The sequence below is a fragment of the Aquiflexum sp. genome (genome assembly GCF_041749095.1).
GTDB lineage: Bacteria > Bacteroidota > Bacteroidia > Cytophagales > Cyclobacteriaceae > Aquiflexum.
The window spans coordinates 1-15,440 of record NZ_JBGTCA010000133.1; the positions used below are offsets into that span (position 1 = coordinate 1).

Below are 15,440 nucleotides of genomic sequence, written 5' to 3' on the forward strand. Positions count from 1 at the left end.
CAGACCTGGAACGATATCCTCGCTGCCATGATCAAAGTCAGGGAAGCGCATGGATGGGAAAGTTAGTAGGAAGTTGGAAGCTGAAATTAAAGAGCCAAGAACCAAGAACCCAGACTTTTAAACCACTAAACTTTGTCACCATGTCTCTAATCTTATGTCTCACGTCTCACATCTAAAATCTTAAAAAATGAGCAATAAAAAACAAATCCGCATCGGCCTGATCGGCACAGGACTAATGGGCCGAATCCATACCAGTGCCTATAAAAGAATCCCCGATTTCTTTCCGGAATATGAGCATCAGCCTGTGCTACAGGCTGTGTGTGCCAGACGGGAAGACAAGGTAAAAGCATTTGCAGAACAGTGGGGCTATGCCTCCTACGAAACTGACTGGGAGAAATTAATTGCCCGGGACGATATTGATGCAGTGGATATTTGTACCCCAAATTCCTCTCATGCAGAAATAGCGATTGCCGCCGCTAAGGCAGGAAAAATGATCCTTTGCGAAAAACCACTTTCCAGAACTTTGGACGAAGGAGATGAAATGGTAAAGTCAGTAGAAAAGGCAGGCGTCAAAAACACGGTTTGGTACAATTACAGGAGAATTCCTGCTGTTACCCTGGCCAAGCAAATTGTGGCTTCGGGCAAATTGGGCAAGATATTCCATTACCGGGCCAACTTCCTACAAGACTGGACCATCAATCCTGACCTTCCACAAGGTGGGGATGCCCTATGGAGATTGGATGTGGATGCCGCAGGTTCCGGTGTAACTGGGGACTTATTGGCACATTGCATTGATACCGCCATGTGGATCAATGGAGGCATCAAAGATGTGTCTGCCATGACAGAAACATTTATCAAGGAAAGAGTGCATCAAGAGAGCGGCAATGTTCAGAAGGTAGGTATAGACGATGCCTGTCTGTTTCATTGTCATTTTGAAAATGGTTCATTGGGTCTGTTCGAAGCAACCCGATATGCAAGAGGGCATAAAGCTTTGTACACTTTTGAAATCAATGGGGAACACGCTTCCATCCGTTGGGACCTGCATGATATGAACTGGCTGGAATATTTTGACCATAATGATGATTCCCATGTCCGGGGATGGAGAAAAATCCATATCACAGAAGGAGAACAGCCTTATATGAAAAGGTGGTGGATCCCTGGGACATCCATAGGCTATGAACATTCATTTATCCACCAAGCTGCTGATTTCTTCCACAGTCTGGAAACCGGTGAACCCTGTTCCCCAACCTTCCAAGATGCTTTCGAAACACAAAAAGTATGTCAGGCAGTCCTTGATTCAGCCAATGAGAAAAAATGGAAGGATACGGGGGTTGAGTGGAAAGGGTGAGTTGTCTCAGTTTACAGTAGGCAGTCTCAGTTTGCAGTGGGCAGTGGGCAGTCAAGCAGTTGGAAGTGGGTAGTCGCAGTATTCAGTGGGCAGTCGTGGGGAGTTTTCAATTTGAAAGTTGATTTCCGAAAGAAACTCATTGATGCGAGTGGGGGGACTCACATTGGCAGGAGGGACATTCTTATTAAATATAAATTACCTTGAATTATGCATAAATATTAAGTGATTATCTATTGGAGTAAAGAGAACGATGCATTTATTGCGGAAATACCCGAATTAACCAACTTAATGGTACATGGAGATTCAGCCAATGAAGCTTTGGAAAATGCTCAAACTGCAATTGACCTCTGGATAAAAGTCGCAATAGAGGAAGGTCTCCCAATTCCGGAACCTAAAGGAAAATTGATGTTTGCCTGATTTAATACCCAATAAAAAACTCCCACAGATTCGAAATTAATTTGAAATCTGTGGGAGTTTACCTTTGCCAAAATATGGTTTTAGAACGCTCCTTTGAAGCCGTCCATTTTTTGATCCACTTGGGTATCTACCATAAATGACAACCTAACTTTGTCCCAAGCCATGGTCACTTTGGCTACTTTATTATTTTCTGCAGAAATAGCATAGGAAAGCCTTTCCTGGGAATCATTGGCCATGACCGGCTTTACCTTGAAGGATACTGCATTGTCTTTGAGGAGTGCTTCTTCATCGATTTTGCCATCTTTCATGTAAGCATAAACTGCGTTCCCCTTGCTGTTCAAATGAACTGTCCAATCACCGGATTGCTGTGGGGTGATAAAAAGGGAATACTTACCGGGACGTACATTGGTGCCACCGATATTGACAGCAGTGCTGAATTCAATTATAGTGGGCGCATTGGCTCCTGCCCTCCAGGTTTCTCCGTGTTTCAACAGATTACCGAATATTTCTCTCCCTTTAACTCCAGGAGAAGAGTAATCAATGCTGATTTTAGTAAAGCCGACATTCTGGGATACTGTAGCCCCTGGACTTGGATTTGGTAATTGCAATTGGGCAAAGGTCAATTCGGTTGCTGCAAAGAATAGCGCCATTACTGCAATGGAATAAAATTTAAGATTTTTCATCATGTTTATTATTTTGGTTTTTGATATGTGAAGATACAATAAGGAAGTATAATTGTTTTCTTTTCTTTTAATTTATAGAATTATTATCTTTCAGTTCCTCTTATTTACTCGCCTAATCATTTCTTGCCTAAATAAGAAATTCATTGTATGAAACATTCTTAAACCAAAGAGATTAATAGAATATATCTTTTTTGTCCCTAATAATTATGTCAATAATTAAAAATCCATATATTCAATTATATATTAAAGAAAGCAGTGATAACATAAAGTATTGGAAATCAATAATTCATGGAATGGAACCGCTGAAATTACCCAAAGATCCTTTTGGGCCAAGTAATGGAAATGGTGGATTACATAAAATTTTTTATCCAAAAGATTCAATTTCAATTGAAAAACTAAAGAATTTAACTGATGAATCATCAATTCTTTGTGCTGTCATTGGCAGTCTTCAAGTGCTACTTTACCGCTATTGCAACCAAAATGATTTTTGTGTAGGCTTATCTTTAGATGGGGCCTATTTAAATGAATTCGCAAAGCATAATGGATTCAAAATAGATTTGAATCCTTTGCCAGTTAGAACTCAAATTGATAGCGGGTTAACTTTTGATAGAATCATCCAAAATTCAAAGGAAGCTGTTTTTGAGGCGCTGGTAAACAGTAATGTAACCTTTGAAGAGCTGATCAAAATGGGGAAAAATGAACAACTGAGTGACTTCTTTTTCAATGTCCTGTGTATTTTGAAAAAGGAACATGTTTAAAAAGATCAAAAAAATAAACCAAACGACATAGATCTTAAAGACTTTAATACCAATCTGGTCTTTGAATTTGAAGAATCAGACCAGTACCTCAATGGATCAATTTCTTTTCGAAATGAGGTATTTGGAGAGGATTTCATCAATCGGATGATAGATCATTTTTTACAGCTATTGGATTCTGTCCGATTGTCTTCTCATTCAAAAGTAAGCGAATTGAACATTTTAAACCCAAAAGAAAAATCATTTCTACTTACAACAATCAATGATACCGCTACTCCATTAGATGAAAACATTACAATCCTGGATCTTTTTGAAAATCAGGTTAAAAATAAGCCTGATGCTATTGCCCTTGAATTTGAAGGAAATCAACTTACCTACGAACAGCTTGATTCCAAGTCCAATCAACTAGCGCATTATCTGAAACAAACTGGCCTTAATTGTGAAGATCCGGTACCTATCTGTTTAGACCGGTCCTTGGAAATGATCATTGCGATTTTTGGAATCATCAAAGCAGGGGGTGCATATGTACCTATTGACCCTTTTTTTCCTGCTGACAGAATTGATTATATAATTGAGGACACTGGGGCTAATATTGTGATATGCTCCACTGAAACTTCAAAAAACTTCGGGGACAAAATCAATCGGCTGATCTTGGATCAAGACCTTGAAGTTGTCCGTGAACTGCCTTCAGGAAAAGTCTCCACTTCACCTTCATCCTCGGATCTTGTCTATATCATTTACACCTCGGGATCAACCGGTAAACCCAAAGGTGCCATGGTGGAACACCGGAACCTCCTGAATTTTGTGAACAGTTTATCAAAAATTGTGGAGTACGATTCTTCATCAATACAATTATCCGTCACCACATATATTTTTGATGCCTTTTGTCTGGAACTATTTGTACCACTTGCAGTTGGGGCCAAAGTAATATTGGTCAGCAAAGAGGTATCCATGGACGGCTTCAAACTAGCCAAAGCACTTGCCAAACATAAACCGACGCACATGCAGGCAACTCCTTCTGGCTGGCAATTGCTTCTCAATGCGGGTTGGAATAATCCGGAAAGATTTATTATGACAACAGGTGGTGAAGCGATCGGAGAAGAAACCAAAAACTTGCTTGCCAGCACAGGTAAATTATGGAACCTCTATGGCCCTACCGAAACTACCATTACATCTGCTTTCAAAAAGCTGGAAGTTCATGAAAGGGTCACCATTGGAAAGCCTATAGACAATACCAAAATCTATATCCTCGGACCGGGGGACAGTCTGAATCCGCTGGGAATACCCGGCGAACTATGTATCGGAGGTAAGGGCGTGGGAAGAGGTTATCTCAATCGACTTGAACTGACAGCGCAGAAGTTTGTCCCTGATCCATTTTCAGATGAAAAAGATGCAGTGATGTATCACACAGGGGATCTTGCAAGGAGCCTACCCGACGGCAATATAGAATATCTGGGCAGGTTGGATGATCAGGTGAAAATCAGGGGCTATCGTATCGAACTTGGGGAGATAGAATCCATTTTGAAATTTCATCCATCGATAAAACAAGCCGTTGTGCTGGCCAAAGAAGGCCCCACTGGGGATAAAAGTCTGATAGGCTTTGTAGTTTGCAATGGACCTTTTGATTTGGATGCTGTTATTTCCTTCCTCAAGACCAAACTACCGGACTACATGATACCCTCACTTTGGAAGGAACTTGAAAATTTACCGCTTGCCTTCAGTGGGAAAGTTGATAGAAAAGCCCTTCTTGATATTGAAATTGAACATATCCAAAGTGAAAATTACGAGGCTCCTAAAACCAACCTTCAAATACAAATAGCTGCTATCTGGCAAAAAACACTTGGATTGGAGAAAGTTGGTATCCAAGATGATTTCTTTGTTTTGGGAGGACACTCCTTACTGGCGATGAAAGTTATCGCCACCATCAGAAGTGAGATGGGGATCGAGCTTTCGATCCGGGAGATGTTCAATTTCCCGACCATTCGGCAGTTGGCTGAAATCTTAGCCACCAAAAGTAGCGAAGAAAGTAGTCTAATTCCGCTTGGTAATTTTGAAAGACCGATTGTAATTCCCCTTTCCTTTAATCAGCAGAGTCTTTGGTTTATCCATCAATTATCAGGGAGTATACAATATCACATTCCTCTCATTTTTAGAATTGAGGGAGAATTAAACAAACACGCGATAAAAAATGCCCTGGTTGAAATCGTGAACAGGCATGAAATTCTGCGAACTGTCATCTCAGAAATAGATGGAACCGAATGTCAAAAAATACTGGAAAGGAATCTTCTAGAAATTGGTTTTAAAGAAATTGAAAACGCTAACCTGGAAAATGAAATCCATAATATCATCGGGACTCCATTTGACCTGAACAATGACCACATGGTCAGGGCCTGTCTGTTAGAAATGGGCAATGAAAAGCATGTGTTGGTTATTGTATTTCACCATATTGCTTTTGATGGATCATCCGCTTCTGTCTTCAAAAATGAATTCTGGGGGCTTTACAGTGCTATTTCAAAAGGTGAAGTCCCGGAACTCAGTAAGCATCCATTTCAATATGCAGACTATGCATTATGGCAAAGAAAACTTATTGGCCAAGAATCATCTCAGACAAAATTAAATTATTGGAAGAACAAACTTCAGGGTACCAACCCAATCCAACTTTCAACAGATTCTCCAAGGCCTGCTGTTCTTTCTTCAAAAGGAGCTGTATTGCGGTTTTCGATTGACCAGGAACTGATTGATAAAATTCGCTGCATTGGTCTAGGCCAAAACGCCACACTTTTTATGACGCTTTTGTCTGCATTCAAGGTATTACTACACAGATATTCGCAGCAAGAGGATATTTGTGTTGGCACACCGGTGTCAGGTAGAAAAAGACAGGAGTTTGAAGATATGATCGGGATTTTTGTGAACAGCATTCCTATCAGAACTCAGTTGACCGATGATTTAAGCTTCAATAACCTTTTGGAACAGGTAAGATCAAATACCATCGATGCTTTTGACAATGGTCAAATTCCCTTTGAGCTAATTGTCGAATCACTCGAAATCAAAAGGGACCTAAGCAGGAATCCAGTATTTCAGGTTTTGTTTGCACTCCATGGCGCCACTGATACCGGCTTTCAAACAGAAGACACCAAATGGTCATCTCTGTATTATAATCACTCAACCTCAAGATTTGACTTTTCTTTTGAACTTACAGAGACAGGAAATGGGCTTGAAGGGATGGTCGAATTCAGCACGGACCTCTATGCCAAAGAGACCATGGTAAGGTTGATCGGTCATTATAAGACACTGTTGCATTCAATATCCGATAATCCCGCAGTTGGGATAGACAGATTAAATATGATCGGGCTTTCGGAGGAGACCTTCATTTTACAGAAATTCAATGATACAAAAGCCGATTATCCCAAAAGTGAGACCGTTGTAAGTCTATTTGAGGAAACAGCGAAGCGGACACCAAATAACATTGCCGTACTTGCCGGTGGTCAAAGCATTAACTACAAAGAACTTGACGAAAGATCCAACCAACTTGCCAACTACTTGATCAAAAATGGTGTCAGGTCGGAAAATCCCGTACCGATTTGCATCGATCGCTCGATTGATATGGTGATCGGGATTCTGGGAATTCTAAAATCGGGAGGCACATTTGTTCCGATTGATCCTTCCCTTCCTGGAGAAAGAATTTCCTACATGTTGGAAGATACCGGTGCGGACTTTGTCATCTGTATTTCCAGTACTTCGGACAAGACAACAGGCCAAAGAAAATTGCTTTTGGATAAGGATCATGAGGAAATAAACCTGATGTCCCTTGACCTCCCACAACCTAAAACCAAACCCGAAAATCTCGCCTATATCATATATACCTCCGGTTCAACAGGTAAGCCAAAGGGCGTGATGATTGAACACAGAAACCTGGTCAACTTTCTGACAAGCATGTCAAAGGATATAGATTTTGATACTTCCTCCAGTATTCTATCTGTCACAACTTACAGCTTCGATATTTTTTATCTGGAATTATTCCTCCCACTTATTCATGGAGGAAGTGTCTTTCTGACTGATAGGGAAGTTGCGCTTGACGGCTTTAAGCTTGCAGAGGAAATTGAGAATAAAGCACCTTCCCACATGCAGGCCACGCCAACAGGCTGGCAATTGCTTCTCGAAAGCGGATGGAAAAATCCGACCGGGATAAAAATGCTGGTGGGCGGAGAAGCGCTTAAGGAGGTAACAAAAAATGAGCTGTCATCTTTAGGGACACTTTGGAATCTATATGGTCCAACTGAAACCACTATCTGGTCGACCCTTAATAAAATGGATCCCTCCCGAAAAGTGAACATTGGCAAACCTATAGCCAACACTTCAATCTATATTCTCGGTTCCGGGAACCAACCCAATCCCATAGGGATTCCCGGTGAGCTATGTATCGGAGGTGATGGGGTCGGAAGAGGTTATCTCAACAGACCTGAACTCACTTCCGAAAAGTTTGTTCCTGATCCCTTTAGTGAAAAAAAAGATGCCAAAATGTACCGGACCGGAGACCTGGCAAAATGGCTTCCTGACGGTAACATTGAATACTTGGGCAGGATCGATGATCAGGTCAAAATCAGAGGCCACCGAATCGAACTTGGGGAGATTGAAACTGTACTTCAGCAGCTCACGGGGATTAAACAGGCAGTTGTTGCAGTAAAACCGGATAACTGGGGCAATGATAGGCTTGTGGGCTATGTGGTGTGCAATGATCCCTTTAAAAGGGATGCTGTCATTTCATTTCTCAGCGGAAAACTTCCCGATTACATGGTGCCCCAAACTTGGATGGAACTGGATACTTTACCCTTGACTTTCAACGGTAAAGTTAACAGAAAAGCACTTCCTGAACCTGTGGTGGAATCATTTGAGACTTCAAAATTTGAACCCCCAACAACCAAACTCGAAAAGCAGTTAGCTGGAATTTGGGAAGTAATATTGGGTGTAGAGAATATCGGACTCCATGATGATTTTTTTGAACTTGGGGGACATTCTTTAATGGCAATGCGGGTAATCGGCGCTTTAAGAAAAGAAACCAGGCAGATGCTTTCGATCCGGGATCTGTTTTCTTACCCGACTATAAAACAGTTAACAGAAATTCTTGGCAACAAAAAAATAGATGACACTGAAAATGGTGTCCAAATCTTTGGTGAAAGGCCAGAAAATGTTCCCCTTTCCTATAATCAACAGAGTCTTTGGTTTATTCATCAATTAGAGGGAAGCGTCCAGTACCACATTCCTGTCATTTTTAAAATAAAGGGGAAACTGGATAAAAGTGCTTTGGAGAACGCACTACTAAAAATTGTAAACAGACATGAAATCCTGCGGACTGTTATCGCAGAAAAGGATGGTATTGAATATCAAAAAATACTGGAGAAGGATCAATTTAAACTGGATGAAAAAGAGATAAACATTCCCGAAATTGATAAGGAAATCACCAAGTTGATCAAAGTTCCATTTGACCTGAACAATGACCACATGGTCAGGGCCTGTCTTATCACATCGGGCACAGATGAATATTATTTGGTCATTACCATGCATCATATTGCTTCCGATGGATGGTCCTCTTCCTTATTAAAGAAGGAGCTTAAAGAACTCTATGAGGCTTTTTCAAAAGGAAACACCACTGATTTACCCGAGCTCTCCTATCAATATGCTGATTATGCATTATGGCAGAGAAATCTTATCGCCCATAATTCTTTCCAATCAAAAATAGACTATTGGAAAAAAAGACTTCAGGATACTTCTCCACTTCAACTTCCAACTGACTATACAAGACCTTCCATCCTGAGTTCCAACGGCGATATCCATCGTTTTGCAATTGATTCCAAATTAATCTCCCAATTGAAAGAAATAGGGAAAAGTCAGAAGGTTACACTTTTCATGACATTGCTAGCTTCCTATAAAATCCTGCTTTACAGGTATAGTGGTCAGGAGGACATTTGCGTGGGAACACCAATAGCCGGTAGAGAAAACAAGGAAACGGAAGATTTGATAGGCTTTTTTGTAAACACACTGGCGCTGAGAACCAAAATCCAAAATTCATTGGGATTTGATGAATTTTTGGATCAGGTAAAAAAATCTATCTTGGAAGCTTTTGAATTTCATCAAGTTCCATTTGAAATCATTGTGGGAAATTTGGGACAGGAAAGAGACTTAAGTAGAAATCCCGTATTCCAAGTGATGTTCGTTTTACAGAACGTTTCTGATTCCAAATTCCATATTGAAGGAGCCGAAGTGACGGAAGAACTTTTTGAGCACTTTACTTCCAAATTTGATATGACTCTTGAACTTATCGAGACAAATGAAGGAATTGAAGGAGTACTGGAATATTGCACAGATCTTTTCCAAAAAGAAACTATCACCAACTTTGTCTCTCATTACAAGCAGCTTTTACAAGCAATCTGTAATAATCCCTCAGAAAAAATCGGGATGTTGGAAATCATTCCAATTGAAGAAGAAAAAAAGCTTTTAAAATCCTTTAACACAACTCAAAAAACATTTCCGGCTAACCTTACCATTCTTGACCTTTTTAAAAGTCAGGTTAAAAAAAACCCGGATGCAATAGCAGTTGTTTTTGAGGGGAAAAAACTTAGCTATTCAGATCTTGATAAAAAATCTGATCAGCTTGCCAAATACTTAATTGACAAGGGAGTTCAAATGGAATCTCTGATTCCCCTTTGCCTTGATAGATCTTTTGAAATGATTATCGGGATTTTGGGTATTTTAAAAGCAGGTGGAGCATATGTCCCAATTGATCCCACTTACCCTGAGGACAGGATCATTTTTATTTTATCTGATTCTGGCGCTAACATCCTTTTGACCACTTCAGAACTGAAAGAAAAATTTCCAGACTCAATTGATATTATTTGTCTCAATACTGCTACAGCTGAAATGGAGAAAATTCCGATTGATTCTAAGAAAAAGGAAATCAGTCAGAATAACCTTGCCTATGTTATTTACACCTCAGGTTCTACAGGAAATCCAAAGGGAGTCCTGATCGAGCATAAGGGTTTGGTGGCTTCTACCATGGCAAGAAATTCCTACTATGATCAGACAGGTTCAGTATTGTTGATACCCTCCTTCGCATTTGATTCATCAGTTGCTGTGATTTTTGGGGCATTGGCTACAGGTGGTCAATTGATTTTATGCAAAAGTGATTTGATCAAAAGTCCTCACCATATCCAAGAACTGCTGAAGGACACTGAAACAATTCTTTGTGTCCCATCCTACTACAGGTTTTTGCAGGAAGAGGAATTACTTTCACATTCCAGGTTGTCCAATGTAATCCTTGCCGGGGAAAACCTTGATCAAGCGCTTGTAAAGCTACACTTTGACAAAACCAATAACGTAAAATTATTCAATGAGTATGGCCCTACTGAAGATACTGTTTGGGCTTCTGTAGCTCAGATATTGTCACCAAATGAAAAGGTTACCATCGGAAAACCGATTGATTATACCAAAATCTATATTCTCAATAAAGATAATCAGCTCAACCCCATCAATGTGCCCGGGGAATTGTGTATTGCTGGACAAGGTGTTGCCAGAGGATATTTGAACAATCCTGAACTGACTTCGGAGAAATTTGTCAAAAATCCATTCGGCAAAACCGGAAAAGAAAAGATGTACAGGACAGGTGATTTAGCCCGATATCTCCCTGATGGAAACATTGAATATCTTGGAAGAATAGATGATCAGGTCAAGATCAGGGGCTATAGAATAGAGTTAGGCGAAATCGAACAAGCTTTGAACAGTCACCCGAAGTCCGATCGAAGTGTAGTGATTGCAAGAGCACTCAACAACAGGAACGATCTGGAACTGATAGCCTATACCACAGGTGAAGCTACGTCAGAGGAATTAAGATTCTATCTGAAAGAGAAGCTGCCACAGTATATGGTACCGAACCACTATGTGAAACTGGCAAGTATTCCCTTAACGAGCAATGGGAAGGTAGACCGAAAAAACTTACCGGATCCGGAAGGTACGGGTATGCAGGGAGAGGAGTATGTAGCCCCTAAAACCGATAAAGAAAAACTGTTGGTAAGGAAATGGTCTGAGGTATTGAGGGCGAAAGAAGCTGAGATTGGTTTGGAGTCTGACTTTTTTGCTTTAGGCGGAGATAGTATCAAGGCGATACAGATAGTAGCAAGAATGCGTGCTGTGGGTTATGAGTTGAGGGTATCTGATGTGATGGGCAGTAGCAGGTTGGCAGATATGGCCACTAAGCTGCTTGAGTTGACACGAAACATAGATCAAAGTCCTGTAGAAGGGAAAGTGCTTTTAAGTCCGATACAGTGTGCCTTTTTAGAGAATAGCTTCGCCAGAGGAACAGAAGAAAACAAAGACCTGTTTCATCAAAGCTTCATGTTTTGTTTTACGGGTGGAATAAATACTACAGAAGTCAGGGCAGTAATGGAAAAGCTGATAGCCCATCACGATGTATTTCGGATGCGTTACCAAAAGACGTCAGATGGACTTTGGGAACAACTCAATGCAGGGTTATCAGGGGATTATTATATATTAGAAGAAGCCTCGCTACCTACAGACAGGAGTAATACCGAAGCAACTCGAAGAACATTTTTTGAAGAGCATGGCACGCGATTAAAGCAGCAAATAGGCTTTAGGAAAGGCCCTTTAATAGGTGTAGGCTTATACCACTACTTTGAACAAAATAAAAGCCACTTGTTGCTCAGTATTCACCCTATGGTGATAGACTTGATATCATGGCGGATCTTATTTGAAGATATAGAGATTTTACTGGATCAGCACCGTAAGGGCAAAGAGTTAGTGTTACCTGAAAAAACCGACAGCTATCGTTATTGGATGGAACGCAATGCGGAATATGCAGAAGGACATTTACTGGAGCGTCAACGTAAATACTGGGAACAGCAACAGGGAATGAAGGTAGATAAGTTAGCTGTTCAAAATCCTGAGGGCAGTAATCGTTTTGGGGTCAGTAAGCAGGTAGGCTTTGCCTTAAGTAAGGAAGAGACAGCACTCGTACATCAAGGGATGAATGGACTGAACAAGGTAGAGATCAATGCCCTGTTGTTATCAGCCTTATCAAAAGCCTTGAAGGAAGTGTTTGGTGCAGAATCTATAAGAGTATTACTTGAAGGTCACGGAAGAGAAGATTACCTGAAAAAAACGGATATCAGCAGGACAATGGGTTGGTTCACCAGTATGTATCCCTTTTTGTTAAGCAGTACGGAAGAAAGCATAGCGTCAGTTTTTCTCCTTCAGGATGCCTTGAACCAGGTACCGGACAAGGGAGTGGGTTATGGGTTGCTACGTTATATGCATAAGCAACGTTTACCTGAAATGGAAGATGCGCAGGTGAGCTTTAACTACTTCGGAGATTTTAGCAGGGAAGATGCTTTGGATACAAAAGATCAGATCACCCAATCTACCATATCAAGTACAGGCAATACTAAAACCTCCTTTACTTTTTCTGAATTTGAGCACGGTATGGATGTTCATCCGGATTTAGAACGGGACACAGAAATAGAGGTTAGTGGACAGAGCCAGGATGGTTGCTTGGAGATTAGTATACAGTATAGCGCAGAGCGTATGGATGAAGGGTTGATGCAGCAATTGGCAGTTAGCTATAAATCCCAACTGCTCAACATCAGTGAAAGCTTAAGTAATTACGATAAGCCCCTACAATTACCGGGCACTTTTACCTATAAGGGTTTAACTCTCGAACAGATAGAAACCTTAACCAGAGAGTATGGAGCCATAGAGGATATGTACCTTTTGAGTCCAATGCAGCAAGGATTGTATTACCATGCCTTGACTGAACCGCAAAGTCATGCCTATTTTATACAAATAAGTTATAGGCTTTTTGGGAAATTGGATTTAGAGAAGCTAAAGATTGCATTTCAAAGAATAATAGAAACACATGCAGTCCTGAGTACTATTTTTAGGACAGATTTGGCAGATGATCCTTTGCAGGTAGTGACAAAAGATGGTATTCTAGACTTTAGATTTGAGGATATCCAGAAATTGGACAAATCATCACAGCAGGAATACATCGAGCAATTAAAGGAGTCAGATAAAGATGAAGGTTTTAACTTAAACGCCGGGCCTCTGGTACGGTTGATTATTGTTCAACTCTCAGAAGACAATTTTTATCCGATATGGAGTAACCATCATTTAATTTTAGATGGCTGGAGTGCCAATGCCGTGCTTTTTGAGTTACATGGATTTTACAAGTCTTTGGTATCAGGAAAGCAAGTTTCAATATACGAACTGGAGCCTTATAGCCGCTATATTGAGTGGTTACATGAGATAGACCATAAAAAGAGCAGCGCCTATTGGAACCATTACTTGAGCGACTATAACACGAAAGCCATACTTCCTTTTGACAGGGAGGCTGGACCTCGACGTACAGTATATATAGCTAAGGATCATGATTTTTGGATTGGTAAAGAACTGAGTGATAAAATAAGTGCAATTGCTTCAAAAGAAAAGACGACCTTAAACACGATTATTCAGAGTGCTTGGGGGATATTGCTTAGCAAATATAATAATACCCAAGATGTAGTCTTTGGCTGTGTGGTATCGGGGCGTCCATCGCAGCTTAAGGGAATACAGGATATGATTGGGCTTTTCATCAATACGGTACCCCAACGGGTTAATTATACAGACAAAGCTTCATTCAAAGAATTGTTACACTCAGTACAACAATCATTTATTGCCGGGGAGCCTCATCAACATTTGAATTTAGCGGAGATACAACAGCAGAGTGAGTTGGGAACCAATTTGATAGATCACTTGGTGATTTTTGAGAACTATCCGATATCTGGTCAGACAGAGGATGTCACCGCCGCAAAGCAACCCAAAAAACAAGGTGAAGTAGAGATTATAGGTGAAACCGTTGAGGTGTTTGAGCAGGTGACCTATGATTTTACGTTGATGGCAGCATCGGAGGATCGGTTATTCTTTCGAATGAAGTTCAATGGGGCAAAATACAGTGAAGAATTTATCAAGCGACTGGAGGGACAATGGAAGAAGCTGTTGGAGGAGATAGCCAAGGACATAGCATCACCCATCATCCATTATGATATACTATCCCAGGAGGAAAGGAGCTATTTATTAGAGACCTTGAATGCTACCGAAGCGGCTTACCCACACGATAAGACAATCTTAGATCTATTTACAAGCCAAGTCTTTAAAACTCCTGAGGCAGTTGCGGTAGAATTTGAGGGAAGAAAGCTTTCATTTAAGGAACTTGATGTCCAATCTAACCAGCTAGCCCATTATTTGACTAGAAATGGCATTATGACTGAAAACCCTGTCCCGATCTGTATCGACCGCTCTCTTGAGATGGTCATTGGGATTTTCGGAATCCTCAAATCTGGTGCAGCTTATGTCCCCATCGATCCTGCCTTACCCAAAGATAGGATTGATTATATGGTTGAAGATACCAAGGCGGATTTTGTCATATGCTCTTCAAAAACTGCACACAATTTCGGTAGGGAGATAGACCGTATTATCTTGGACAAAGAAATGGAGTCGATCCGTAGCATGCCTTCAGAAGCAATTCCAGCGTTACCATCACCCGTAAACCTTGCCTACATCATCTACACCTCAGGCTCTACAGGGAGACCCAAAGGTGTAATGATAGAACACCAAAATGTGGTAAACTTCTTGGCAAGTATGTCGAAAAACGTAGAATTCGACGCTTCTTCAAGTTTACTCTCGGTCACTACCTACAGTTTTGACATCTTTTACCTTGAACTTTTCCTTCCGCTAATAAACGGTGGAAAAGTATTCTTGGTAACCAGAGAAATTGCCATGGACGGCTCCATCCTTTCCAAGAAACAGGCAGAAGTCCGGCCTACCCACATGCAGGCTACCCCCTCCGGTTGGCAGATGCTTCTCAATTCAGGCTGGAACAATCCCCAAAATATCAAAATGCTGGTCGGGGGAGAAGCTCTCGGAGAAGAATTGAAGAATTCTCTTGTGGGGTTAGGGACTCTTTGGAACATGTATGGTCCCACCGAAACAACCATCTGGTCAACCTATAAAAAAATGGAGGTAGGCGAAAAGGTTACCATCGGGAAACCCATAGACAATACCTCTGTCTACATACTAGGTCCGGATGGAGGACTAAATCCTATCGGAATTCCAGGTGAACTTTGCATCGGGGGAAAAGGGGTCGGCAGAGGTTACTTCAACAGGCCTGAACTTACATCCCATAAATTCCTTCCA

Annotated in this window: 5 protein-coding genes; 4 read left to right on the forward strand and 1 reads right to left on the reverse strand. The window is 41.0% G+C overall.

Translation table 11 applies throughout. The features are described from left to right. Positions 1-187: 187 nt before the first annotated feature. Both ACEW8O_RS07155 and ACEW8O_RS07160 read left to right on the forward strand, forming a co-directional pair. Positions 188-1,348, forward strand: a complete 1,161-nt coding sequence (locus ACEW8O_RS07155) for a Gfo/Idh/MocA family protein (protein WP_373493936.1) — start codon at positions 188-190, stop codon at positions 1,346-1,348. A 222-nt stretch (positions 1,349-1,570) separates the two neighbouring features. Further along, positions 1,571-1,765: a type II toxin-antitoxin system HicB family antitoxin gene (locus tag ACEW8O_RS07160; protein WP_373493937.1), complete on the forward strand. Its 195-nt coding sequence runs from the start codon at positions 1,571-1,573 to the stop codon at positions 1,763-1,765. Positions 1,766-1,845: 80 nt separating this feature from the next. Here the strand turns inward: ACEW8O_RS07160 and ACEW8O_RS07165 are convergent, their stop codons facing one another. After that, positions 1,846-2,448, reverse strand: a complete 603-nt coding sequence (locus ACEW8O_RS07165; RefSeq protein WP_373493938.1) for a DUF2911 domain-containing protein — start codon at positions 2,446-2,448, stop codon at positions 1,846-1,848. Positions 2,449-2,654: 206 nt separating this feature from the next. On the opposite strand from ACEW8O_RS07165, the gene ACEW8O_RS07170 reads away from it, so the two are divergent. After that, positions 2,655-3,206 (forward strand): condensation domain-containing protein, encoded by a 552-nt coding sequence (locus tag ACEW8O_RS07170; protein WP_373493939.1) that lies wholly within the window; start codon positions 2,655-2,657, stop codon positions 3,204-3,206. Between the two features lie 210 nt (positions 3,207-3,416). After that, positions 3,417-15,440, forward strand: a 12,024-nt coding sequence (locus ACEW8O_RS07175) for an amino acid adenylation domain-containing protein (protein ID WP_373493940.1), incomplete at its 3' end; no start/stop codon positions are given.